This window comes from Comamonas testosteroni, assembly GCF_014076415.1.
Lineage (GTDB): Bacteria > Pseudomonadota > Gammaproteobacteria > Burkholderiales > Burkholderiaceae_C > Comamonas > Comamonas testosteroni_F.
This window is the reverse complement of sequence record NZ_CP043568.1, coordinates 1,551,434-1,574,922: the sequence shown is the minus strand read 5'-3', so window position 1 is coordinate 1,574,922 and position 23,489 is coordinate 1,551,434. Positions and strand designations below refer to the sequence as shown.

The window sequence follows — 23,489 nt, the reverse complement described above, 5'->3', positions numbered from 1 at the left end:
GATGCTCAGAATTTGGCGTCGCGCTTTTCCACAAAGGCGCTACGCGTCTCGGCGGAATCTGGACTCATATAGGCTTGCAGGGTGAATCCCTGCTCCCAGCGGTATTTGTCTTCGAGATTGCCATCTTCGATGCCGGTCAGCGCCTCCTTGGCGATGCGGATCATGGCGGGGCTCTTGGCGGCAATCTTGTTGGCGATCTCCATGGCGACGTCGCGCAGCTGCTCACGGGGAACTACACGCTCTATGGCCCCCAGGCGCAGGGCTTCTGCCGCAGCGATCATCTCGCCCGTGAAGAACAGATAGCGGGTCTTCTGCACGCCGAACATGCGCTGCAGATGGGCGGCACCGCCCATGGCTCCTCGGTCCACCTCGGGCAGGCCGAAAGTGGCGTCTTCTGCGGCGATCACGATGTCCGATGCACCGCAGATGCCGATTCCGCCGCCCAGCACAAAGCCGTGCACGGCGGTGATGACGGGTACCTTGTTCAGGTGCACTGCCTTGAACGTGGCGTAGTTGCCTGCGTTCACATCGATGATGAGCTTGTCGTTGGTCGCTAGCTCCTTGATGTCCACACCCGCGCAGAAGCCGCGGTTCTCGGCACGGATGACGATCACGCGCACATCGGCTCTATCGCCCAGCGCCTGGATTTCCCTGGCCAGACCATTCCAGCCGGCGGCATTCAAGGCATTCACGGGAGCACGGTCGATCACCAGCTCTGCCACACCGTTGTCATGAATATTGGAGTGAAATTGTTGAGTGGACATATACCAGTCTTGTTGGCGTGTTGTCATGCGGGAGTCAATGCGTTCAATGCGTTGCGACGGTCCATGGCCTGGCGGACAATGCCGCCAATCACCTCCTCGCAGCTGTCGAGCCGGCCAATCAGAGCAGCCACCTGGCCAGCGGACATCACGCCCTCTGCGGGATTGCCGTCAACCATGGAGCGCTGCAGCAACATGGGGGCGTTGGCAGCCATCACGGTCTGAGCGACGGAAGACGAGTCTTCGCGCATGGCCTTCATGAAGATGCTCAAGGCCTGGCCCGTGGTCATGCCGGTCTCGGCCTTCCACTGCAACGCCAGACTCAGGGCAATGCGCAAGCGCTTCACGGGACTGGCTTTTTCCAGCATGGCCAGATATTCGTTGGGGATCATGCGCTGGGGCATGCCATCGACCAGATGGGAGATGGCGATCTTTTCCGCATCCTTTGTAGCCAGATAGCGCTGCAGCGTGGCAGCGGGCACCTTGGAATCACTGGTCATCAAGAACCGCGTGCCCATGGCAATACCCGATGCGCCATAGGCCAGAGCAGCCAGCAGGCCACGGCCGTCATAAAAGCCGCCTGCAGCAATCACGGGCACATCGACCGCATCCACTACCTGAGGCAGCAGCACCGTGGTGGGAACGCTGCCGGTATGGCCTCCCCCCTCTCCCCCTTGCACGGTGATGGCATTGGCCCCCATCTCGATCGCCTTTTGAGCGTGCTTCAGAGCCCCCACTGTGGGCATGCAGACGATGCCGGCTTCGCGCAGACGGCCTATCACCTTCTTGTCCGGACCGCGGCCATAGCTCACAGCACGAAGACGGTATTTCACAGCCAGATCCAGCAGTTGCTGGGCATTGGGCTGGAACATGTGAAAGTTCAGCCCGAAAGGCTGATCATCGGTCTCGCGCTTGACACGCAGAATCTCGGCTTCGATCCTGTCGGCAGGAATGGTGGCACCTGCCAGGAAGCCAAAACCGCCAGCATTGGTCGTACCGATCACCAGATCAGCCCCCGCCACATAGCCCATGGCAGTCTGGATGACGGGATAGCGGCACCCCAGCAGGTCACAGATAGGAGTGCGCAGACTGCCCATATCGTTCATATTGCTCATGCCTTTGACTCTTCTTTGTTGGCCTTTGCCATGGACCTGGCGTCCTGGCCGCCCAGCTGCCCCATGCCCATCGCCTGACTGTGTGCGTGAGCAAAGTGGTGATAGCCAAAAGCCATGTCCATGGTGGAGCGCAGGCCCTGCAGCTCTTCAGCCTTGTTGACGACCATCTTGGTCAGCGCCAGGCCCAGACGCGGCTGTGCCGCCATGCGCTGGGCCATGGCATAGACCTGGTCCTCGAGCTCGGCACGCGACACCACGCGGTTGACCATGCCCATCTGATAGGCGCGCTCTGCCGGCATGCGCTCACCCAGCAGCAGGAACTCCTTGGCAATACGCGGATGCAGCTCGTGAGCGTGGGCGAAGTACTCCACACCGGGAATGCCCATGCGCACCACGGGATCCTGGAAAAACGCATCGTCACTGGCCACGATCAGATCGCAGACCCAGGCCAGCATCAGACCGCCCGCCACGCATGCCCCCTGCACCATGGCAATCATGGGTTTGGGTATCTCGCGCCAGCGCCGGCACATGCCCAGGTAGACCTCCTGCTCGCGGGCAAACAGCTGTTCGCCACCGGGCTTGTTGGTGTGATCCCACCACAGGTGCACGCGGTCAAAGGGCTTGTTGATGTCTCGCCCGGGCGTGCCGATGTCGTGACCCGCGCTGAAGTGCCTGCCCTCACCGCGCAGCACGATGACCTTGACGTCGTCGTCGTCGGTCGCCTTGCGCAAGGCTGCATCCAGCGCATAGGTCATCTGCGAGTTCTGCACGTTGTTGAACGTGGGTCGATTCATGGTGACCGTGGCAATGCCCTTGTCCACGCTGTAGAGAACGGGCTCGTCCGTTTCATAGACGGCCTTGTCCTCGCGTGCCACAAATTCGCTGGATGCATCATCCATATCAGACTCCCATGGCCGTAGCGCGCAGATTGTGCGGATCGAGCTGAGCCAGCAAGGCCAGTTGCTCGGGCGTGGGATCAGGTGTCACACCCACGTTCTCGGGGACATGGATCGGAAAGCCCGTGGCCTCCTTGACCTGCACTGCCGTCACGCCGGGATGCAGCGACACCAGGCGCACTTGATGGCTGGGTCCACCAAAGTCCATCACACACAGATTGGTGAAGATGAAGCGAATGTCGGTGGTCTCCTCCAGCGTCCAGCCCCTGGCCAGGCGTGCGGGGTTGTAGCCCACGCTGCCCACTGCATCGACCTCGCCCGACACAAATACCTTGGTGCTGTGGTTGGGAACAAAGAAGGAGTTGGCGTGGTTGATCGAATTACCGGGGAAGCCGCGCACGCCCAGCATCATGGACTTGGGGCGGGCGTAGTCGCTGCCCACCATGGAGATATTGCCCTGACCGAAGCGGTCTACCTGCACGGGACCCACCATGGCGTGGCGCTTGCCACCCCAGACGTTGTCGAAGATGCGCGAGAAGCCCATCCAACTTTCACGCTTGATCTTGTACTCACCTCGCGGGCCTACGGGCACGGGCTCGCTGACCACCCAGGCCTCCGAGTCCGTCATGATCAGATCGGTGTTGATGGACCGCATGCACAGCGAAGCCGCCAGTCGCGGCACCAGGCCGATGCCGGTGGCCAGCACCTCGCCGTCGTTTTCCCAGGCACGTGCCGCGGCGCAGATGACGCGATCTACCAATGCAATTTCACTCATCTCTTGGCCTCCTCAGAACACGGGCAAGGGCAGGCGCTTGATTGCCTCCATGCCACCCACTTTTTCCAGATATTCCTGCTCCGTGCACTGCACGTATTTCTGCTGATAGCTGTCCCAGCCGGCTTCTTCCTTGCTGCTGGCCGCGTATTCCTTGAAGTGCTTGACATCAAAGCCATACAGGGGCGCGCAGGACGATGGGTGGGCACCACCTGGCAGGTGCACGACGCCCGTGGTTTCGGAACGCTCCCAGAACACCAGGCGGGCGGCTTGCTCCGACTCGAAGCTGCTGCTCTCGACCAGTTCGTCGCAGCTCACGAAGGTGTTGGTCGCGGCGCGCGCAAACAGGTCGTCCATATAGATGTCGGGGCCGGCAATCTGGCAGACGCCGCGGGAGTCCGCGCGATCCACATGCAGCAGGGCCACATCCAGGTTGATGGCGGGCATTGCCACCCATTCCCTGCCGTCGTAAGGCGACTCGATCAGGCGGATGGAGCTGTTGTGCTTGAGCACATCGGTACCCAGACCGACTCGGGTGGGAATGTAGGGAATACGCATGCCAGCAGCCTTCAGGCCCAGCACCATATGACCTTCGTCAATTTCCATGACCTCGATCTCACCACTCTGGCGGGCCTTGCGAAAGTACGGCTCAAGCGGAATGAAGTCCAGCGACACAAAGGCGAAGATCAACTTCCTGACCTTGCCGGCCGCACACAACATGCCCACATCGGCACCGCCATAGGCCACCACGGTCAGATCCTTGACTGGGCTGCGCAGCAGCTCGCGCACCAGTGCCATGGGCTTGCGCCGGGGTCCCCAGCCACCAATTCCGATCGTCATGCCATCCTTGATGGATGCCACAACGTCCTTCGCTGTCATCAATTTATTGGCCATGTCTCCAAGCCTCCTATCAGTTGTTTTCAGGGCGGCCCACGCTGAAGTCGTGCCCCCAGAGGCTTACGGTCGTGAACTCGTGCGTGATGTGGTGTTCCCAGTCGATGACGGCGCCGCCATAGCCGAACTCCAGGTCGAAGTTGGAGGGCGTCTTCATGTAGAACGAGATCATCTTGTCGTTGGTGTGCTGACCCAGAGTGGCAGAGAGCTTGACCTGGCTCTTTTGCATGCGGTCCATGGCACGGCCCACTTCGGGCATGTTGTCCACCTCCACCATCACATGCACGCAGCCCGAAGCGGAAGGGAACTCGGCCAGCGCCAGACTGTGGTGACGAGCGTTGGCGCAGTGGAAGAAATGAATGCGGACCGTGGGGCCGGCATCGCCTGCGGGCTTGAAGTTGTAGATGTCCGAAAGACCAAAGCCCAGTACATTGCGCACAAAGGCCACGGTCTTGTCGAAGTCGGGAGCGGGCAGCACGGTATGGCCCAGGCCATAGTCGCCGGTGACGAAGCGTGAAACCCCCTGGGGCGATGCGAAATGGCTGAAGTCGGACTTGAAGCCCCAGACGATCTCATGACGGTTTCCGGACGGATCCACCACGATGGCCAGCTCCTGCACATGGCGCTTGGCACACAGCTCGGAGCTGCCCATTTCGTAGTGCACATCAGCTGCCTGCAGCACCTTGAGCGCCTGCTCAAAGGCTTGCTTGTTGGCCACTTCCCAACCAGATGCGGAGTATCTGTCATTGCTGCCAGGCTGAACCTGGAAGCGGAACTGACGCTCATCCATCTTGATCAGCAGATCGCCATCGGCAGTGGTGCTTGGCATCATGCCAAGCACATCACGTGCATAGCTGACCCAGCGATCCAAATCAGAGCTCTCGGCAACAACGTACGCTAGTCCACGTATTTCCATCATGATGTCGGGGCCTCCAACCCAAATCCTTTAGTGATGCAGAGGATTCTGAAGAGGAGAGCCTTTGCAAACATCGTCCATTGAGACTAACGATCTAGCGCTTTGTCACCCAAATTTAATAGCACCCATACAAGAATCAGCATGCAGTTCAGCGGAATAGACTAGATTGCTTTCAGCCCCTTGAAACAGGCCGATCCGACACCCTTGCGACAGCCGTGAAAACCCGCAGTGCAAAAAAAGGCCGCACCCCCAGGCGGGAATGCGGCCAACACGATGAACTCAGTTTCTTGATGGATCAGACGGTCTGCACTTCTTCTGCAGACGCATAGTCGTTGTAGCCCCTGGCACCGGGGGTGTAGAGCGTGTTGCGGTCAAACCTGGCCAGAGGCAGGCCCCGGCGCATGCGCTGCACAAGATCGGGGTTGGCGATGAAATGCCGCGCAAAAGATACCGCCTTGCCCTCGCCTGCCTGCAACGCGGCTTCGGCGCTTTGCGCATCAAAGCCATCGTTGAGAATCAGGTTCTCGCCAAAGTTCTCACGCGCCAGCTTGAAGGCATCGATTGAAGGATCGAAGACCGCACGCATCACATGCAGATAGGCAATGCCCAGCCTGGCGGCCTGACGCATCAGCTCGGCATGGGTTGCAGCGGAGTTTTCATCCGCCGTGTCATTGAAGGTGTTGCCGGGGTTCAGGCGCAGCCCCACGCGATCGATGCCGATGGCCTCTCCCATGGAGCCCAGGCATTCCACGGCGAAACGTGAGCGGCTGCTGGCGTTGCCACCATATTCATCGGTACGCTGATTGGTGCTGGAGTGCAGGAACTGCAGACTCAGATAACCGCTGGTGCCATGCAGCTCTACGCCGTCAAAGCCCGCATCCATGGCGCGCCGAGCAGCCGCAGCATGTCCGGCAATCGCCTTGCGCACTTCTTCGGTGGTCAATGCCTGGGGCTGGTCGAAATCCTGCATGCCTGCTGCATCGGTCCAGATCTTGCCCTGAGCCTGAATGGCGGACGCCGATACGGAACGCACACCAGCGGGTTTGATATGGCTGCTGCCGATACGACCCGAGTGCATGATCTGCAGCACAATGGATCCGCCACGCGCATGCACGGCGTCCGTCACACGGCGCCAGCCGCGCACATGAGCGGCAGTCTCTATGCCGGGCTGACGACAGTAGGCCTGACCCGTGACCTCGGGCCAGGCCCCCTCAGCCACGATCAGGCCGGCATCAGCGCGCTGGCCATAGTGCTCGGCCATGATGTCGGTGGGCGTGCCATCGGCATCGGCGCGGTTGCGCGTCATGGGGGCCATGACCACGCGGTTCTGCAGAGCAATCTTGCCCAGCTGGATGGGCGTGAAAAGCGTTTGACTCATGCCGGCTCCTTAGCGCACACGCATGCGCGGCGCGGGTGTGCCACGGCGCATGCTTTTGAGGAACTGCTCCAGCGGCGCGGGCGCGGCCACTTGCGGCAACTCATCCTTGTCGGGGCGCCGGGCCCAGAATTCCTTCCAGCTCGGGAACAGGTCGTGGAAAGCGCCATGGTAGGGCTCACGACCGGGCCAGCGCATCTTCATGTCGCCAATCGGTGGCTTGTTCAGGTCGGAGGCATACCAGTAACAGGGCAGGCGGCGACGGAAATACCACTGGCCGTCAATGCGCTCGTAGTCGTCCCAGTACAGCATCTGCATGATGACCCACTCCGCACCGCACTCATGCTCGTTCTTGGAATAGACCACGCCGGTGGCGTGATCGCAGTCCGCGAACTCGATGATGTGCTGGCCCAGGTGGTGCGAGGTTCCCGTGAACTGCTCACGCAGCGTGCTGTCCTGCCAGGCCATGAAATGCGCACGCCCCACTTTTTCCTTGCCCACCTTGATATCGGGAGCAAACAGGTTCACATGGGCGTCCATGTCACGCATGTCCAGCGACAGGGAATACTTGCCGGCCAGCTGACGAATCGCATCCAGGGACTCCAGCCTATCGATACGCTCTTCCAGCGTTTGTGGCCACTGATTTACGGGTTCACTCATCTCTTCAGCCTCTTTCTTACAGCGCCGTCACCAGCACCGCGGAACGGCCGCCATCCACGGGCAGGGCGGCACCTGTCACATAGCTGGCCTCGTCGCTGGCCAGAAACAGCACGGCATTGGCCAGCTCGCCGGACTGCCCCACGCGCCCCATGGGAATGAGCTTTTCGGTGTTCTTGCGCGATGCCTCATCAGCCAGCATGCCGGCCGTGGCAGGCGTTTCCACCACAGCCGGGATCACCACGTTCACGCGGATGCCTGCTGCAGCACCTTCGGCAGCCGCGGCACGCGAAAAGTTGATGATGGCCGCCTTGGCTGCCGAGTAACCGGACATAAACGGTGTACCCAGAGTGCCGCAGATGGAGCTGATATTGACGATGGAACCACCCTTGGCGCCCATCAGCTTCAGCGCCGTGCGCGTCCCCCAGAAAGTGCCGTCCACCGAGGTGGAAAAATTGGCATGCCAGTCCGCCGTGGTCATGCCGTCGATGCCGCCCCAGGTGTAGGCCATGGCGTTGTTGACCAGAATGTCCAGGCTGCCATGCTTTTTGGCAGTCTGCTCCAGCGCACCGACAAACTGGGCTTCGTTGCCCACGTCGGCCACGATGGCCTCGGCACTGCCGCCTGCCGCCTTGATTCTGGCCACGACTTCTTCGAGAGGCTGTTTGCGGCGACCGCAGATCACGACGGTTGCCCCCTCCTGTGCGAAACGTTCAGCCGTTGCGGCACCGATACCGGAGCCACCACCGGTCACAAATGCAATCTTTCCTTCCAGACGCTTGCTCATGCTTGTCTCTCCTTAGAGGAAGGCGCTGCCGCCGTTGACTGCCACGTTCTGACCCGTCACAAAGCCGCTGTCGTCGCTGGCAAGGAACACGGCCACCTTGGCGATGTCTTCTGGCTCAGCCATGCGCCCCATGGGCACGCCGGCGATGATGGCATCGGCCCATTCCTGGGGAATGCCCTGCATCATGGGCGTGTTGGTGGGACCGGGAACCAGTGTGTTTACACGGATCTTCTTGGACGCCAGCTCCTTGGCCATGCCACGGGTCAAACCCATCAGGGCGGCCTTGGAAGCGCAGTAGTGCGCCGGACCGTCACCGCTGACAGCCGAGGTGCTGGAGATATTGACGATGGCACCGCCCTTGCCTTCCTGCATCTGCTTGACGGCGGCACGGGCGCAGTAGAAAGCGCCGTTCAGGTTCACGCCAATCACGCGCTCCCAGGTCGCGTCGGGAATATCGGCAAACTGGTCCACTGAGCCTACGCCTGCGTTGTTCACCAGCACGTCGACGGTGCCCAGCTTTTCGCGGATTTCGACAAACAGCGCATCGACCGCAGCGCTGTCGGCCACGTTGGAGGAACGGGCCAGATGCTTGCCAAGCTTGCCTTCCAGGGTCTGCCTGGCTGCTTCTTCGTTCAGGTCCACGGCCACCACAGTGGCCCCCTCATCGGCAAAACGCTGTGCAATCGCTCGCCCCATGCCCTGGCCCGCCCCTGTGACCACGGCAACTTTTCCGGCTAAACGCATTCTTGTCTCCTTGTTGATGTGCAATCAAAACTTGGAGACAGCGTAAAAAGAAATCGCCTTCAGCCCATCGTCCAAGAAGACTAAGCGAATTTGCGCAAAGAGCTACTGAAGCAATAGCAACCGACGCATTACAGAATTCTGTTTTGCTGCATTCTCACCTCTGTTAATCAGTTGGTGACCGCAATCCCGAGTCAGATGCCTCATCTCCAACTTCACCGTACATGGCAGCAGCAACTAACCGCCATAGGGGACAAACCCGCTCTCGTTCTCATTGACTTTGAGCGGTTTGGCCACGTACGGGAAGGCGCGTTGCGGACAAGCGCTGCGCTCGCATACCTTGCAGCCCATGCCGATAGGGGTCGCAGCTCCTATATTGCGCAAATCCATGCCTTGGGAATACACCAGCCGTGCGGCGTGCTGCAAGTCGCAGCCCAGGCCGATGGAAAAAGTCTTGCCTGGCGCCCCCCAGCCCTGACCAGCATGGCTGATGGTGCGAGCAATCCACAGGTAGACACGCCCATCCGGCATGCTGGCGAGCTGGGGAACGATGCGACCTGGCTGGGTAAAAGCCTCGTACACCACCCACAACGGGCAGGTGCCGCCTGTCTTGGAGAAATGAAAATGCGTGGCCGACTGGCGCTTGCTGATATTGCCGGCCCGGTCCACCCGGATAAAGAAAAACGGCACACCCGGCGCGTCGCTTCTCTGCAAGGTTGAGAGACGATGGCAGACGGTCTCGAAGCCTACACCGAAGTGCCTTGCCAGCAAGTCTATGTCGTAGCGAAGGCCTTCGGCCTCACGCAAAAACACTCCATATGGCAGCACGAATGCCCCGGCTACATAGTTGGCCAGCCCCATGCGTGCCAGCCGGCGCGTGGCCTCGTCCTGCCAGGACACGCTTTGCAGCTCCCTTTCAATCAGGGAATCAAACTCCAGCAATGCCAGTTGCGTAGCCAGCTGAAATGCCTGCTGCATAGGGCTCAGCTGCGGTGCCACATACAAGGTGCGCGTGAGCGCATCGTAGCGCCTATGGCTGCCCGCTTTCTCAGCGGCCCCGACATGAGCACGCAGAACCAATACCCCATGTCGTGCCTGCAACCGGTACTGCAGCCAATCATGCAGATGACCACTTTGCTCTGCAGCCTGCCGAGCCAGCGCTTCGGCAGCACGATCGAGCGCATCAAGGTAATTGCGGTGGGAAAAGAAGAAATCACGCACCGCCTCGAACGGCATCTGGCGCAATGGCTCAGCCAGCAGGCCTGCCATTGCGCCATTCCCGGCGACATCTCTGTGAACTGAGGTGTCGGCATCCGACCCGGCGCGGCCATCACCCAGATGGGCGGTCAAGGCCTCCAGCCGCTCGGCGTCCGCCAGGTGACGCTGGTGCATGGCCAGCAGCATCTGTGCCAGCTGCGGCAGCTTGGCTGCGACCTCGCGCAGCTCGGGCAGCGGCACTGCACCTTCTGGCTGAGGCATGGCGGCCACCGCATCGCGCAACTGCGCGAGCAAGCGGGCCTCCTCATCCTCGGAGAACTGCTGGATATCGACGCCCAGCACCCTGTGAATCTTGAGCAGCACGGCCACCGTGAGCGGGCGCTGATCCTGCTCTATCTGGTTCAGATAACTGGGTGACAACTCCAGCGCCTGAGCCAGCGCAGCCTGCGTAAGACCACGCTCGGCACGCAGGCTGCGCAAGCGCACGCCCATGAATGTCTTGGCCACTTACCCGCTCCCTATTAACTGGCTTCAAAGATTCGCAAAATTTGCAAATACATGCAATCACCTTCGCAAGCATTCACCAATTCAGTTCTGTACGCATAAAAAGCAAATGCGTAGATTGCGAAGTATCGCAGACCAGCAAGGGCCTGCACTGCACATCCAAAGGAGACACCCATGAGCACTCTGACCGCCGCAACATCCCCAGCCGCCACTACCCATGCCGCCACAAGTTTCAAGCCCAAAAAGTCCGTCGCCCTGTCCGGCGTAACCGCAGGCAACACGGCGCTGTGCACCGTGGGAAAGACCGGCAACGACCTGCACTACCGCGGCTACGACATTCTGGACATTGCCGAGGTCTGCGAGTTTGAAGAAATCGCCCATCTGCTGGTGCATGGCAAGCTACCCACACAGGCCGAACTCAAGGCCTACAAAGCCAAGCTCAAGGCTTTGCGCGGCCTGCCCGGCAGCGTGAGGACTGCACTGGAGCAGTTGCCCGCCGCCAGCCATCCCATGGACGTGATGCGCACCGGTGTCTCCGCCCTGGGCTGCGCGCTGCCGGAGAAAGACGATCACAACCTTCCAGGTGCGCGCGATATCGCCGACCGCCTGATGGCCTGCCTGGGCAGCATGCTGCTTTACTGGTACCACTTCAGCAACTCGGGCCGCCGCATCGAGGTCGAAACCGGGGACGACTCCATCGGCGGCCACTTTCTGCATCTGCTGCATGGCGTCAGGCCTTGCGAAAGCTGGGTGCGCGCCATGCATACCTCGCTCAATCTGTACGCCGAGCATGAGTTCAATGCCTCGACCTTTGCCGCCCGCGTGGTGGCCGGAACAGGCAGCGATATGTACTCGGCCATTACCGGCGCGATCGGCGCACTGCGCGGCCCCAAGCATGGCGGAGCCAACGAAGTGGCGTTCGAAATCCAGAAGCGCTATGACACCCCTGCAGAGGCAGACGCCGACATCCGCCGCCGTGTGGATGCCAAGGAGGTCGTGATCGGCTTCGGTCACCCGGTCTACACCATGAGCGATCCGCGTAATACGGTCATCAAGGGAGTGGCAAAAAAGCTCTCGGACGAAGCCGGCAGCACCAAGATGTACGACATTGCCGCGAGGCTGGAATCGGTGATGTGGGAGGTAAAAGCCATGTTCCCCAATCTCGACTGGTTCAGTGCCGTCAGCTACCACATGATGGGCATACCCACCACCATGTTCACGCCGCTGTTCGTGATCGCCCGCACCAGCGGCTGGGCGGCGCACATCATCGAGCAGCGCCAGGACAACAAGATCATCCGTCCCAGCGCCAATTACGTGGGTCCGGATGACCTGCAGTTCGTGCCCATTGAAGCACGCCGGTAAGCCGCCGCGCGCCATGCCTGCCCAGCCCATGCAAGTCCATTCCCTGTGTATTGCCATCGCCGACAAGCTGCGCGAGCGTATTCTGAGTCACCAGCTACCGCCTGGCTCCGATCTCAACGACGGCGCGCTTGCGCGGGAGTTTGGCGTGAGCCGCACCCCTGTGCGCGAAGCCATGAAACTGCTATGCCATGAAGGATTGCTGACGGCTCAGCCGAGGCGGGGCATGCGCGTGACCTGCCTGAGTGCAGCCCAGGTCGCCGAGGCCCGCCTGCTGAGCAGCCTGCTGGCTGGCCATCTGGCCCAGCAACGCCAGACACAGACCGCCAGCACGCAGCTTTGCGAGCAGTTGCTGCGCGTGTCGCAGGCCCGGCTCCAACTGGCACTGGGTACACAGCCCGCCATGCAGCCGACAACCCAAGCGCCGATGCTTGCACCATTGCCTGCGTCCCTTTCACAACCCCCGCACTGCCACACTGCCGGCAGCGCAGAAGCCTCACTCTCGGCTCTGGCCTATTGAGACTCCTAAAAGAATCCCCGAGACAATGACCCACCATACCTACCGCAAACCGTTGCCCGGCACCGCGCTGCACTACTTCGACGCCCGGTCCGCTGTGGAAGCCATACGCCCCGGCAGCTGGACCACACTGCCCTATACCAGCCGCATCCATGCCGAGAACCTGGTACGGCGCAGCGATCCGGCCCACCTGACCGAGTACCTCACGCAGATCATCGACCGCAAGCGCGAGCGCGACTTTCCCTGGTTTCCGGCTCGCGTGGTCTGCCATGACATCCTGGGACAGACTGCGTTGGTCGACCTGGCCGGCCTGCGCGATGCGATTGCCGGGCAAGGTGGAGATCCGGCCGCCGTCAACCCCGTGGTGCCCGTGCAGCTGATCGTAGACCATTCGCTGGCCGTTGAGTGCGGTGGCTACGATCCTCAAGCCTTTGAGAAAAACCGCGCTATCGAAGATCGACGCAATGAGGACCGCTTTCATTTCATTGAGTGGTGCAAGCGAGCCTTCAAGAATGTCGAGGTGATTCCACCAGGCAACGGAATCATGCACCAGATCAATTTGGAGCGCATGAGCCCTGTAATCCATGCTATCGATGGTGAAGCCTATCCGGATACTCTGGTGGGCACGGACAGCCACACCCCGCATGTCGATGCACTGGGTGTGATCGCCGTGGGCGTGGGCGGGCTGGAGGCCGAGAGCGTGATGCTGGGACGCGCATCATGGATGCGCCTGCCCGAGATCGTTGGCGTGAAGCTGAGCGGCAAGCGGCAGCCGGGCATTACCGCCACCGATATCGTGCTGGCCCTGACCCAATTCCTGCGTCAGCAAAAAGTGGTGGGCAGCTATCTGGAGTTCCATGGCGAAGGCGCACGCAGCCTCTCCATCGGGGACCGTGCCACCATCTCGAACATGGCACCCGAATATGGAGCCACGGCTGCCATGTTTGCGATCGACGAACAGACGATCGACTATCTGCGCCTGACGGGGCGCGAGCCCGCGCAGGTGCAACTGGTCGAGAGCTACGCCAGACAGGCAGGTCTGTGGGCAGACAGCCTGGAAGATGCCGAATACGAACGCACGCTGAGCTTTGACCTGTCCAGCGTGGTGCGCAATATGGCCGGCCCTTCCAATCCGCACGCCCGCCTGGCAACCAGCGAGCTTGCAGCAAGAGGCATTGCCGGTGAGTGGGCGGAAACCGAGGGCCGGATGCCCGATGGGGCCGTGATCATTGCGGCCATCACCAGCTGCACCAATACCAGCAACCCTCGCAATGTGATCGCTGCCGGCCTGCTGGCACGCAACGCGCACAATCTGGGACTGACGCGCAAGCCCTGGGTCAAGACCTCGCTGGCCCCCGGCTCCAAAACTGTGCCGCTGTATCTGCAGCAAGCTGGTTTGCTGCATGACCTGGAGGCGCTGGGCTTTGGCGTGGTGGCCTTTGCCTGCACCACCTGCAACGGCATGAGCGGCGCACTCGATCCCGTCATTCAGCAGGAAATCGTGGATCGCGACCTCCACACCACAGCCGTGCTCTCCGGCAATCGCAACTTCGACGGCCGCATCCACCCCTATGCCAGGCAAGCCTTCCTGGCTTCACCGCCGCTGGTCGTGGCCTATGCGATTGCAGGCACCATCCGCTTCGATATCGAGAACGATGTGCTGGGAGTCTTCCAGGGCCGCGAAATCCGTCTCAGGGACATCTGGCCCAGCGACGTGGAAATCGACGCAGTGGCCAAGGCTGCCGTACGACCAGAGCAGTTCCGCGCGGTCTATGAACCCATGTTTGCCATCCACGCAGACCTGGGCGAAAAGGTCAGGGCACTGTATGACTGGCGGCCGCAGAGCACCTATATCCGCCGCCCGCCCTACTGGGAAGGTGCGCTGGCCGCCAAGCGCACTCTGCGCGGCATGCGCCCACTGGCCATACTGCCCGACAACATCACCACCGACCACCTCTCGCCGTCCAACGCCATCCTGATGGACTCGGCCGCAGGCGAGTATCTGCACAAAATGGGTCTGCCCGAGGAGGACTTCAACTCCTATGCCACGCATCGCGGCGACCACCTGACCGCACAGCGTGCCACCCTCGCCAATCCCAAGCTCTCCAACGAAATGGTGGTGGACGACCAGGGCCAGGTTCGCCAGGGCTCTCTCGCCCGCATCGAGCCCGAAGGCCGGACGCTGCGCATGTGGGAAGCCATAGAGATCTATATGGAGCGCAAGCAGCCGCTGGTCATCATCGCCGGAGCCGACTATGGCCAGGGATCGAGCCGCGACTGGGCCGCCAAGGGCGTGCGCCTGGCCGGTGTGGAGGCCATCGTGGCCGAGGGCTTCGAGCGCATCCACCGCACCAATCTGATCGGCATGGGGGTGTTGCCGCTGGAGTTCCTGCCCGGCACAAGCCGCCACACGCTGGGGTTGAATGGCACCGAGAGCTTTGATGTCATCGGCCAGCGCGGCCCCCAGGCCACGCTTACACTTCATATCCACCGAACGACTGGTGCCTGCACCGAAGTGCCGGTGCTGTGTCGCCTCGATACCGCTGAAGAGGTCTCGATATACGAGGCCGGTGGCGTGCTGCAGCGCTTTGCCCAGGACTTCCTGGCGGACAGCGCAACGGCCGGTTCCACGTCAACGGCTGAACTTGTGAGCTAGGGAGCCGCTATGAGCCAGGCACGCATGCTGATTGTCACCCAGCCCCACAGCCCGGTACGTCATCGCCTGCGTGCCGGGGTCAACGCTTTGGGCCTTGATAGGGAACTGGGCGAGCGTCTGTTCTCTCCAGATAACTGGCACCAAACCTGGTGTGGCCCGTTTGACTCCGGGCAAGAGGCACTGCTCGCCCTGCTGGCCGCAGGCAATGCCGTGCAAGCGGCACAGCTGAAGGCCTTCGAGCTCAGCTTCGACCGCATTCACGGTGAGGTGGGCGAGCGCATTCACTGGTCTTTGCGCACCCGCGAACGTCCAGAGCCTTTCAAGCAACTGCCGGCAACGCTGCAGACCGAGTTGAAATCCCAAGGCTTCAAGGATGGGGGCCATAGACCGCACATCACCATCAGCTACAGAGCACTGCATGCCCTGCCCACTCGGCGTATCGATCCCGTCGACTGGCTGGTCGATGAGATCCAGCTGGTCGAGCGAACCGGCACAGGCAAGCAGTTACGCTACCAGGTACTGCATCGCTGGCCATTGGCTTGCGGCTCTCCGCCTCATCCCCAACAGCTACGCCTGTTTCACTGATTCAAGGCCCAAGCCCTGGCTTGAGCCTTGAATACCTTGTTTGTTTGCCATTCCATGTCCCTCACTTCGCAAATCCGCATTCCCGCCACCTATATGCGCGGAGGCACCAGCAAAGGTGTGTTCTTCAAGCTTCAGGATCTGCCCGAAGCGGCCCGGCAGCCCGGTCCTGTTCGCGACGCCATCTTTCTGCGCACCCTGGGCAGCCCCGACCCCTATGGCAAACAGATTGACGGCATGGGCAATGCATCGTCCTCCACCAGCAAAGGCGTGATACTCAGCCAGAGCGCAAGTGCCGATCACGATGTGGACTATCTGTTCGGCCAGGTTTCCATCGATCAGCCTTTTGTGGACTGGAGCGGCAACTGTGGCAACCTGAGTGCTGCCGTCGGCCCCTGCGCCATTCACATGGGTCTGATTCCCGCCGAGCGCATTCCGCTCAACGGCGTGGCCACCATCCGCATCTGGCAAGCCAATATCGGCAAGACCATCATCAACCACGTGCAGATCCGCGATGGCCAGGTGCAGGAAACCGGGGACTTCGAACTTGACGGCGTGACCTTTGCCGCCGCCGAAGTGGCCCTGGAGTTCCTGGATCCCGCCGATGATGGTGAGGACGGCGCTGCCATGTTTCCCACCGGCAATGTCAGCGAAGAGCTGGATGTACCCGGCATCGGCCGCTTTTGCGCGACCCTCATCAATGCCGGCATTCCGACCATCTTTCTCGATGCCAGAGAGCTGGGGTACACCGGCTGCGAACTGCAGGATGCCATCAACAGCGACGGCCCCGCCCTGGCCAGGTTCGAGGCCATCCGCGCCCATGGCGCACTCAGGATGGGCCTGATCAAGCATCTGGACGAAGCCGCCACACGCCAGCACACGCCCAAGATAGCCTTTGTCGCTCCTGCGCAAAGCTATATCGCATCAAGCGGCAAGGCCATTGCCGCCAAGGATATCGATCTAGTGGTGCGGGCGCTGTCCATGGGCAAGCTGCACCACGCCATGATGGGCACGGCCGCCGTCGCCATCGGCACGGCTGCCGCCATTCCCGGCACACTGGTCAATCTGGCGGCGGGCGGCGGCGAGCGCCAGTCCGTACGCTTTGGCCATCCCAGCGGAACCCTGCGTGTGGGGGCCGAAGCCAGGAGCGAGCAGGGTCAATGGCAGGTCACCAAGGCCTTGATGAGCCGTAGCGCCCGCATTCTGATGGAAGGCTGGGTACGGGTGCCTGGCGAGGCGCTTCAGGCCTGACACCAGGTATTTCGCTGCCAAGAGCCTGCAGCAAGGCTCAAGTGCTCAAGGTCACGCTTTCAATCCGGTGGCGGCCTTTGTTCTTGGCCACATAGAGCTGCCGGTCCACGGCTTCTATAAAGCCGGCAGGTCGATCATGCTCTGCCGGCAACACCGTACCCGCGCCAATGCTGACGGTCACCCTCCGGCCATGGGGCGACAGCGCATGCACGATGGACTGCTTCTGGATCAGGCGCTGGCAGCGCTCGGCCACCTTTTGCGCGGTTTCGGCGTCGGCTTCGGGCAGCAGCACCACAAACTCCTCGCCACCGTAGCGCGCCACCAGGTCACGCTGTCCATCCAGCGCCAGGCTCAGGGTCTGAGCAATATCCACCAGGCATTTGTCTCCCTGGATATGACCGTACAAATCGTTGTATTGCTTGAAGAAGTCGACATCGAACAGCAGCATGGACAGGGGCTTGCCATCGCTGCGCGTGCGCTCCCACTCTTGCTCGAAGCTGGTATCGAAGCAGCGTCGGTTGGCAATGCTGGTCAGACCATCCTTGAAGGAGAGCACCTCCAGCTCCTTTTGCAGACTCAGCAGCCTTTCCTCGGTCTTTTTGCGTTCGCTGATGTCGAACATGAAGCCGATCAGCGCCTGAGCCTCACCTTGCTCGTTGCGCACCACATGGACCACATCGCGAATCCAGACATAGCCGTTGTCCTTGGTCAGCGCGCGATAGTCAGCCTCATGGTCCACGCCGGCCTGGGACTGGCTCACACAGAAATTCACCACATATTCGCGGTCGTCGGGGTGCATGCGCATGGCCCAGTCTTCGACGCTGACCCAGCTTTCACGGCTCCAGCCAAGCAGGCTTTCGATCTGAGGACCGATATAGGCGAACTTCATGGTCGCCCAGTCGATCTTCCAGGGAATGGCCTTGGTGGACTCCAGCAAGGTTCTATAGACCGCACTCTCGCTCTCAAGCTCGCTCACATCAGACATAAGCCGTCTCTCTCCCGATCTCAATCGATAAAACAACAGGCCCGGCTGTGGTTCCGGCCTCGACCCGGCCCATCAGACAGCCTGCAGTCTTTCACTCCCTGAAAGCCCGAGGCACAGCCCAATCTCCGCTTGCAGATGATTGTTGCGCCGGTTGCCGCAATTCACGCCATGCACTCACGACATTGGCCGAAATCATACGTATGACGGGCTGCCGACAATGACGCAGCAATGCCGCTAGGCTTTCATTCGCCGCCACAAAGTGGCCCGGCTGATGCCGAGAATTTCACAGGCCTGGCGCTGATTGCCGCCGACCGACTCCAGCACCTCGCGCAATCGCTTCTGTTCGGCAAGGCGACCCGCGTCTCGGAGCTGTGCCTGCAGGACCGCGACAGGCTCGGCCAGAGCCAGGCCGTCGGCGCACTCCGGAAAGACTTCAAGCAGGCGCGCCATATCCAGAAGGCCGCCCCGGCCTGAGCCCAGATAGTCGCTGCAGGCCAGCAAACGCTCCACCCAGTTGTCCAGTTCACGGACATTGCCGGGCCAGTCATGCGCTGCAGCCCTGGCCAGCAGTGCATCGAGCTGCTGCTCCACTCTGTCATGCAGTGCGCGGGGCAGCCCGCTTGCCGCGCTCAGGCGCAGAGCCAGCAAGGCGCGGCCCAGTTCCGCAATATCGGCGGCACCACGCATTTGCAGCGAAGGCGTGCTCAGGCGCAGCACCGCCAGCCGGTAGTAGAGATCGCGCCGGAACCGGCCGCGCTCCACCTGATCCGCCAGATCCGCATGGGTGGCAGCAATCACGCGCACATCCACGGGAATCGGCGCGGTGGAACCTACGCGCAATACCTCACGCTCCTGCAGCACACGCAGCAGCCGCGATTGCAGCGCCAGCGGCATGTCGCCAATTTCATCGAGAAACAGGGTCCCGGTATGCGCCGCCTCTATCAAACCGGTCTTGCCGCCGCGCCTGGCCCCGGTAAAAGCACCTTCCTCGTAACCGAAAAGCTCGCTCTCCAGCAGGCTTTCACTGAGCGCCGCACAGTTGACCGCCAGAAATGGCTGTTCCGCACGCCGTCCCGCGCTGTGAATGCCTTGCGCCACCAGCTCCTTGCCGGTCCCGCTTTCGCCCAGGATCAGCACCGTCGCGTCGCTGTTCGCATACTGCCTGGCCAGCAGTCGCACGCGCTGGGCAGCGGGGCTGCTGCCCAGATAGTCCTCAATACGCCAGCGCACGCCGGCGGCTCTTTGCCGCTGACTGGCGCGCAGGCTGCGATCGGCCCGCTGGATCACGGCAGGATCGCGGCAGACCAGCAAAGCGCCGGTCACCAGCCCGTTCTCCACAATTGGCGCACGTCGCACCACCAGGGTACGCAGAGCCAGTTGCACCACCTCTTCTCCGCCCTCCTCGCCCGCCAGTGCCCGGGCCGTGCCCAGGGCCGGAGCCACCTCGTCCAGCATGCGGCCGTGCAAGGCCTCGACCGGGGCCCCGAGCAAGGCGGCCATGCGTGGGTTCAGCGCGCAAATGCGGCCACGCTCGTCCACGGCCGCCACACCGTCCTGCAGCTGATGCAACACGGTTTCCAGCCGTTGATGCCGGTCACGCTCGGCACGTCGATGACGGGCCAGCAGCATGGCGTCGCTGAGCGCCTGACGCACCGAAATATCGGAATACAGCAACACGCTGGCCATGCCCGCCTGCTCTGCCAGATCGGCCACCAGGCCCGGTGCCACCACGGCTCCAACGCCTGACGCCTTGAGTTTCTGCACACAGGCCGGCGCGTCATGCGGACCTTGATAGGCGATCTGGACCAGACCCAGGCCGAACAGGCTGTCGAACTGTGCCACCACGGGAGACGGCACCTCGAAGTTGACCAGACCCACGCGCGGAGCTTCTTCGGTGGTCTGCAACTTGGCCTGGCGCAGCGCCTGCAGCAAATCCAGGCCACGCACTTCGACCATGGCCAGCGGTATGTCCACGCGCTCGCGAATCCAGGCACCACTGGCTCCCGCTCCCACCAGGGCATCGATGGGCTGGCGCAGATTGAGTGCCTGCACCTGGGCCACCGCATCGTCGAACGAGGCCGAGATATGCGAGAACCTGGCCTCGCCCGACCAGGGCTGTGCCAACCGCTCCAGCACCCGCCCCACACGGTAACGACCTACGGTGACGATGTGAGGCAAATGCAGCTGGCCAGCAGTCGGCATCCGTTTGACGCCATCGTTCGATATCGCATCTGTTTCATTCATGAAAATAATTATTTCACTATAGAAATAAAACCCATACACCAGCACAGGCAGGCAGTGCAGAAAATCAAGAAAAACCTAATGATTTCAAACACTTGACATCTAAAGGGTTTCCCCTGAATCTGTCTGGCACGGTGCTTGCAGTAGCAGGCCATACCAATAGGGATTTGGATCCAGGAGATATCCATGTTTTTGAACCGTCGCAATCTTGTTGTCCAGGCCTTGACTCTTTCCGTGCTGGGCGCAGCCGGCCTGGCCCAGGCCGCCGACTGGCCCACGCGCCCGATTCGCCTCGTGGTGCCGTTTTCCGCAGGCGGCGCCAATGACTTGATGGCCCGTTCGGCGGCCGAAGGCGCTTCCAAGATCCTCGGCCAACCCGTGGTGATCGACAACCGCCCCGGCGCAGGTGGCACAGTAGGTGCCGATATCGTGGCCAAGGCCCAGCCCGATGGCTACACGCTGCTGGTCAGCGCGGCCGGCGTCATCTCCAACAGCATGATCAAGAAGACCATGCCTTTCAAGGATGATGCTCTGCAGCCCGTGGTGATGATCGGCCTGGCACCTTCGGTGATCGTGGTGCCCAAGAACGCGCCCTATAACAATCTGCGCGACTTCGTCGAAGCCTCGAAGAAAGGCGCAGGCTTCAACTTTGCCACCGCCGGCACGGGCAGCACGCCCCACTTCGTGGCCGAGATGCTGAATGTGAAGTACGGTGCCAAGCTGCAGCCCGTGCCCTACAAGAGCGGTTCGGAGAGCACCACGGCCGTGCTGGGCGGCCAGGTCGAAGGCACGTCCGAAGCCAGCATCATCGCGCTGCCGCACATCATTCACGAAGGCAAGTTCAAACCTCTGGCCACGACCTGGACCCAGCGCATCTCTGCCTACCCGCAACTCTCCACCGCCGTTGAGCAAGGCTTTGCCGATTTGCAGATCGCGCATTGGGCCGGCATTCATGCCCCCAAGGGCACGCCACCGGCCATTCTGGACAAGCTGGCAGCCGCCGTGGACAAGGCCATGAAGGAGCCTGCCACCGTCGAGAAGCTCAAGGGACTGGGCATCGAGCCGGTCGGCGGCACACGTGCGGAATTCGTAAAGTTTGCCGATGCCGAGCGCAAGCGCCTGGGCGAGATCGTCAAGGCAGCTCATATGCAGGAAAAATAAGATTCACAAAAAAACATAGCACTCAGCGCAAGCCCCATATACGCTGGAGCCTGAAAATAGTACTGATAGCTGATTCATGATTTCCCGTAGAAACGCCTTGCTCCACGCCACTGCCTGCGCCGCCGCCACTGCCTTGCTGGGCGGTGCCTCTGCGGCGCTGGCTCAGGGCTCTGAAGTCTGGCCCACCCGCACCGTCAAGCTCATCGTGCCCTATGCTGCAGGCGGCTATGCCGATACCCGCGCGCGCCTGATTGCCGACTCGCTGGGCAAGGTGCTGGGCCAGCCCGTAATCATCGACAACCGTGGCGGTGCCGGCGGCGTGACAGGCACGGATGCCATCGCCAAGGCCAACGACGGCCACACCTTCGGCTTCGGCTCCCCAGGCCCCCTGGTCACCAACCCCATGCTGATGAAGAAGATGCCTTATGACGCCAGGACGGCGTTCAAGCCCATCATCCTCATCGAGCAGGCTCCCCTGTTTCTGACCACCGCTCCCAACCAGCCCTTCAAGAACGTGCAGCAACTGCTGGCCCACGCCAAGGCCAAGCCCGGCGATCTGACCTATGGCTCCTCGGGCGTGGGCGGGGCCCATCATCTGTCGGGCGAGCTACTGGCCTACCAGACCCAGACCCAGCTGACCCATGTGCCCTACAAGGGCGGCTCGCTGGCGGCCTCCGACCTCATGGGCGGCCATCTGGCCATGATGTTCGAGATGGGCTACTCGGCCCGGCCTTCGATCAAGGCCAAAAAGATCAATGCCCTGGCCGTCTCCAGCAAGACCCGCGTGGCCGTGCTGCCCGACGTGCCTACTCTGGACGAAGCCGGGGTCAAGGGCTTTGAGTCGTACAACTGGCTGGGCATGATTGCGCCGGCCGGCACACCCGACGCCGTGGTGGCCAAGCTCAACCTGGCCGTCAACGAAGCACTCAAGAACGACAGGTCGCTGCGCCAGATGATCGAAAGCAGCGGCGGCCAGATCATGGGCGGCACGCCCCAGGCCTATGGCAAATACCTGGAGGCCGAGCGCGCCAAGTGGGGACCGGTGATCAAGAACGCGAATATTTCGCTGGACTAATCCTCTGCGGAGCTGCGAGGCAGCTCTGCCTGACTGCACGCGCCAGAAGTGCATGCTGCTATCAAACCTGATAGCTGGATACAGCCATCAGATAAGCGTCAAAGTCCTTTTCAACAAGAAATCTCATGAACCCGAAGCAACAACTCAAGGCCCTGGCCGATGCCCGCCGCGGCGTCATCGTGCCCGGTGCATTCAACGCCATGTCGGCGCGGCTGATCGCCGATCTGGGCTTTGAAGCCATCTATGTGACCGGCGCCGGCGTGACCAATATGTGGTTCGGCATGCCCGACCAGGGTTTTATGGGTCTCAGCGATATCGCCGACCATACGGCCCGCATCCGCGACGCCGTGGAAGTGCCGCTGCTGGTCGATGCCGACACCGGCTTCGGCAACGCCGTCAACACCTACCACGCCGTGCGCACGCTGGAGCGTGCCGGTGCCGACTGCATTCAGCTTGAAGATCAGGTCAGCCCCAAGCGCTGCGGCCACTTCAATGGCAAGGCCGTGATCGAAACCAGCGAAATGCTGGGCAAGATCAAGGCTGCCGTCGATGCGCGCCGCGACAGCGGCACCCTCATCATGGCCCGTACCGACGCTGCAGCCGTCCACGGCTTTGAAGCCGCCATCGAACGTGCCCAGCAGTTTCAGGAAGCCGGCGCCGACATCCTGTTTGTCGAAGCCGTCACCCAGGCCGAAGAAGTGCGCGCCCTGCCGCAGCGCCTGCAAGCTCCCCAGCTCATGAACATGGTCATTGGCGGCAAGACCCCCATCTTCAACGCCGACGAACTGGGCGAGCTGGGCTATGGCTTTGTGCTCTACGCCAATGCCGCACTGCAAGGCGCCGTGGCCGGCATGCAAAAGTGCCTGACCCTGCTGCGCGACGATCACAAGGTCGATGAAGACCCCGCCATCGTCGCTCCTTTCCTTGAGCGCCAGCGCTTGGTGAACAAGGATTTCTGGGATGGGCTGGAGCAAAAGTACCAGTAATCCGGTCTCCGGACCCGGCGCCTGAGTCGCATGCGGCGCA

Annotated in this window: 21 protein-coding genes; 8 read left to right on the top strand and 13 right to left on the bottom strand. The window is 61.7% G+C overall.

Annotated elements, in window-relative coordinates; translation table 11 throughout:
* Positions 1-5 precede the first annotated feature (5 nt).
* From F0P97_RS07120 to F0P97_RS07070, 11 genes are all read right to left on the bottom strand, one after another.
* Positions 6-764 (bottom strand): enoyl-CoA hydratase family protein, encoded by a 759-nt coding sequence (locus tag F0P97_RS07120; RefSeq protein WP_182286204.1) that lies wholly within the window; start codon positions 762-764, stop codon positions 6-8.
* Positions 765-787: 23 nt separating this feature from the next.
* On the bottom strand, positions 788-1,876 hold the full coding sequence (locus F0P97_RS07115) for an NAD(P)H-dependent flavin oxidoreductase (protein ID WP_182286203.1): 1,089 nt from the start codon (positions 1,874-1,876) through the stop codon (positions 788-790).
* A complete protein-coding gene (locus tag F0P97_RS07110) occupies positions 1,873-2,775 on the bottom strand; it encodes an enoyl-CoA hydratase (protein ID WP_182286202.1) in 903 nt (300 codons plus the stop codon). Before F0P97_RS07110 ends, F0P97_RS07115 begins: the two co-directional genes overlap by 4 nt.
* A 1-nt stretch (position 2,776) precedes the next feature.
* On the bottom strand, positions 2,777-3,547 hold the full coding sequence (locus F0P97_RS07105; RefSeq protein ID WP_182286201.1) for a CoA-transferase subunit beta: 771 nt from the start codon (positions 3,545-3,547) through the stop codon (positions 2,777-2,779).
* Positions 3,548-3,559: 12 nt separating this feature from the next.
* Positions 3,560-4,438, bottom strand: coding sequence for a CoA transferase subunit A (locus tag F0P97_RS07100; protein ID WP_182286200.1), 879 nt, complete (start codon positions 4,436-4,438; stop codon positions 3,560-3,562).
* A gap of 16 nt (positions 4,439-4,454) precedes the next feature.
* A complete protein-coding gene (locus F0P97_RS07095) occupies positions 4,455-5,357 on the bottom strand; it encodes a VOC family protein (protein ID WP_182286199.1) in 903 nt (300 codons plus the stop codon).
* A 292-nt stretch (positions 5,358-5,649) separates the two neighbouring features.
* A complete protein-coding gene (locus tag F0P97_RS07090) occupies positions 5,650-6,732 on the bottom strand; it encodes an alkene reductase (RefSeq protein ID WP_182286198.1) in 1,083 nt (360 codons plus the stop codon).
* A 9-nt stretch (positions 6,733-6,741) separates the two neighbouring features.
* Complete coding sequence (locus tag F0P97_RS07085) at positions 6,742-7,389, bottom strand: nuclear transport factor 2 family protein (RefSeq protein ID WP_182286197.1); 648 nt, start codon at positions 7,387-7,389, stop codon at positions 6,742-6,744.
* Between the two features lie 16 nt (positions 7,390-7,405).
* Positions 7,406-8,173, bottom strand: a complete 768-nt coding sequence (locus tag F0P97_RS07080; protein ID WP_182286196.1) for an SDR family NAD(P)-dependent oxidoreductase — start codon at positions 8,171-8,173, stop codon at positions 7,406-7,408.
* Between the two features lie 12 nt (positions 8,174-8,185).
* Positions 8,186-8,917 (bottom strand): SDR family NAD(P)-dependent oxidoreductase, encoded by a 732-nt coding sequence (locus tag F0P97_RS07075; RefSeq protein WP_182286195.1) that lies wholly within the window; start codon positions 8,915-8,917, stop codon positions 8,186-8,188.
* A 234-nt stretch (positions 8,918-9,151) separates the two neighbouring features.
* Entirely contained in the window at positions 9,152-10,639 is a 1,488-nt protein-coding gene (locus F0P97_RS07070; RefSeq protein WP_182286194.1) for a short-chain fatty acyl-CoA regulator family protein, read from the bottom strand.
* 171 nt (positions 10,640-10,810) lie between these two features.
* Between F0P97_RS07070 and prpC the strand changes: the two genes are divergently transcribed.
* The 5 genes from prpC to prpF are packed head-to-tail and all read left to right on the top strand — an operon-like array spanning position 10,811 to position 17,001.
* The gene (prpC, locus tag F0P97_RS07065; RefSeq protein ID WP_182286193.1) at positions 10,811-11,998 is read left to right on the top strand and encodes a bifunctional 2-methylcitrate synthase/citrate synthase; all 1,188 of its coding nucleotides are present in this window, start codon (positions 10,811-10,813) and stop codon (positions 11,996-11,998) included.
* Between the two features lie 28 nt (positions 11,999-12,026).
* Positions 12,027-12,515, top strand: a complete 489-nt coding sequence (locus tag F0P97_RS07060) for a GntR family transcriptional regulator (RefSeq protein WP_232538137.1) — start codon at positions 12,027-12,029, stop codon at positions 12,513-12,515.
* Positions 12,516-12,540: 25 nt separating this feature from the next.
* Positions 12,541-15,168: a Fe/S-dependent 2-methylisocitrate dehydratase AcnD gene (acnD, locus tag F0P97_RS07055; RefSeq protein ID WP_182286192.1), complete on the top strand. Its 2,628-nt coding sequence runs from the start codon at positions 12,541-12,543 to the stop codon at positions 15,166-15,168.
* Between the two features lie 9 nt (positions 15,169-15,177).
* Complete coding sequence (locus F0P97_RS07050; protein ID WP_182286191.1) at positions 15,178-15,753, top strand: 2'-5' RNA ligase family protein; 576 nt, start codon at positions 15,178-15,180, stop codon at positions 15,751-15,753.
* A gap of 54 nt (positions 15,754-15,807) precedes the next feature.
* Positions 15,808-17,001: a 2-methylaconitate cis-trans isomerase PrpF gene (gene prpF, locus F0P97_RS07045; protein WP_182286190.1), complete on the top strand. Its 1,194-nt coding sequence runs from the start codon at positions 15,808-15,810 to the stop codon at positions 16,999-17,001.
* Positions 17,002-17,038: 37 nt separating this feature from the next.
* Here prpF and F0P97_RS07040 read toward each other — a convergent pair whose 3' ends face one another.
* Entirely contained in the window at positions 17,039-17,986 is a 948-nt protein-coding gene (locus F0P97_RS07040) for a sensor domain-containing diguanylate cyclase (protein WP_182286189.1), read from the bottom strand.
* A 234-nt stretch (positions 17,987-18,220) separates the two neighbouring features.
* Positions 18,221-20,230 carry a propionate catabolism operon regulatory protein PrpR gene (gene prpR / locus F0P97_RS07035; protein ID WP_182286188.1) on the bottom strand — a complete coding sequence of 670 codons (2,010 nt, stop codon included), beginning with the start codon at positions 20,228-20,230 and terminating at the stop codon, positions 18,221-18,223.
* 183 nt (positions 20,231-20,413) lie between these two features.
* On the opposite strand from prpR, the gene F0P97_RS07030 reads away from it, so the two are divergent.
* From F0P97_RS07030 to F0P97_RS07020, 3 genes are all read left to right on the top strand, one after another.
* Entirely contained in the window at positions 20,414-21,388 is a 975-nt protein-coding gene (locus F0P97_RS07030) for a Bug family tripartite tricarboxylate transporter substrate binding protein (RefSeq protein ID WP_004341375.1), read from the top strand.
* Between the two features lie 76 nt (positions 21,389-21,464).
* Positions 21,465-22,463, top strand: coding sequence for a Bug family tripartite tricarboxylate transporter substrate binding protein (locus tag F0P97_RS07025; RefSeq protein ID WP_182286187.1), 999 nt, complete (start codon positions 21,465-21,467; stop codon positions 22,461-22,463).
* Positions 22,464-22,588: 125 nt separating this feature from the next.
* Complete coding sequence (locus F0P97_RS07020) at positions 22,589-23,449, top strand: isocitrate lyase/PEP mutase family protein (protein WP_182286186.1); 861 nt, start codon at positions 22,589-22,591, stop codon at positions 23,447-23,449.
* Positions 23,450-23,489 lie beyond the last annotated feature (40 nt).

Bases quoted from the DNA above. Each gene is read 5' to 3' on its own strand.
- F0P97_RS07120 (WP_182286204.1), bottom strand. From the start codon at position 764: ATGTCCACTCAACAATTTCACTCCAATATTCATGACAACGGTGTGGCA.
- F0P97_RS07115 (WP_182286203.1), bottom strand. From the start codon at position 1,876: ATGAGCAATATGAACGATATGGGCAGTCTGCGCACTCCTATCTGTGAC.
- F0P97_RS07110 (WP_182286202.1), bottom strand. From the start codon at position 2,775: ATGGATGATGCATCCAGCGAATTTGTGGCACGCGAGGACAAGGCCGTC.
- F0P97_RS07105 (WP_182286201.1), bottom strand. From the start codon at position 3,547: ATGAGTGAAATTGCATTGGTAGATCGCGTCATCTGCGCCGCGGCACGT.
- F0P97_RS07100 (WP_182286200.1), bottom strand. From the start codon at position 4,438: ATGGCCAATAAATTGATGACAGCGAAGGACGTTGTGGCATCCATCAAG.
- F0P97_RS07095 (WP_182286199.1), bottom strand. From the start codon at position 5,357: ATGATGGAAATACGTGGACTAGCGTACGTTGTTGCCGAGAGCTCTGAT.
- F0P97_RS07090 (WP_182286198.1), bottom strand. From the start codon at position 6,732: ATGAGTCAAACGCTTTTCACGCCCATCCAGCTGGGCAAGATTGCTCTG.
- F0P97_RS07085 (WP_182286197.1), bottom strand. From the start codon at position 7,389: ATGAGTGAACCCGTAAATCAGTGGCCACAAACGCTGGAAGAGCGTATC.
- F0P97_RS07080 (WP_182286196.1), bottom strand. From the start codon at position 8,173: ATGAGCAAGCGTCTGGAAGGAAAGATTGCATTTGTGACCGGTGGTGGC.
- F0P97_RS07075 (WP_182286195.1), bottom strand. From the start codon at position 8,917: ATGCGTTTAGCCGGAAAAGTTGCCGTGGTCACAGGGGCGGGCCAGGGC.
- prpC (WP_182286193.1), top strand. From the start codon at position 10,811: ATGAGCACTCTGACCGCCGCAACATCCCCAGCCGCCACTACCCATGCC.
- F0P97_RS07060 (WP_232538137.1), top strand. From the start codon at position 12,027: ATGCAAGTCCATTCCCTGTGTATTGCCATCGCCGACAAGCTGCGCGAG.
- acnD (WP_182286192.1), top strand. From the start codon at position 12,541: ATGACCCACCATACCTACCGCAAACCGTTGCCCGGCACCGCGCTGCAC.
- F0P97_RS07050 (WP_182286191.1), top strand. From the start codon at position 15,178: ATGAGCCAGGCACGCATGCTGATTGTCACCCAGCCCCACAGCCCGGTA.
- prpF (WP_182286190.1), top strand. From the start codon at position 15,808: ATGTCCCTCACTTCGCAAATCCGCATTCCCGCCACCTATATGCGCGGA.
- F0P97_RS07040 (WP_182286189.1), bottom strand. From the start codon at position 17,986: ATGTCTGATGTGAGCGAGCTTGAGAGCGAGAGTGCGGTCTATAGAACC.
- prpR (WP_182286188.1), bottom strand. From the start codon at position 20,230: ATGAATGAAACAGATGCGATATCGAACGATGGCGTCAAACGGATGCCG.
- F0P97_RS07030 (WP_004341375.1), top strand. From the start codon at position 20,414: ATGTTTTTGAACCGTCGCAATCTTGTTGTCCAGGCCTTGACTCTTTCC.
- F0P97_RS07025 (WP_182286187.1), top strand. From the start codon at position 21,465: ATGATTTCCCGTAGAAACGCCTTGCTCCACGCCACTGCCTGCGCCGCC.
- F0P97_RS07020 (WP_182286186.1), top strand. From the start codon at position 22,589: ATGAACCCGAAGCAACAACTCAAGGCCCTGGCCGATGCCCGCCGCGGC.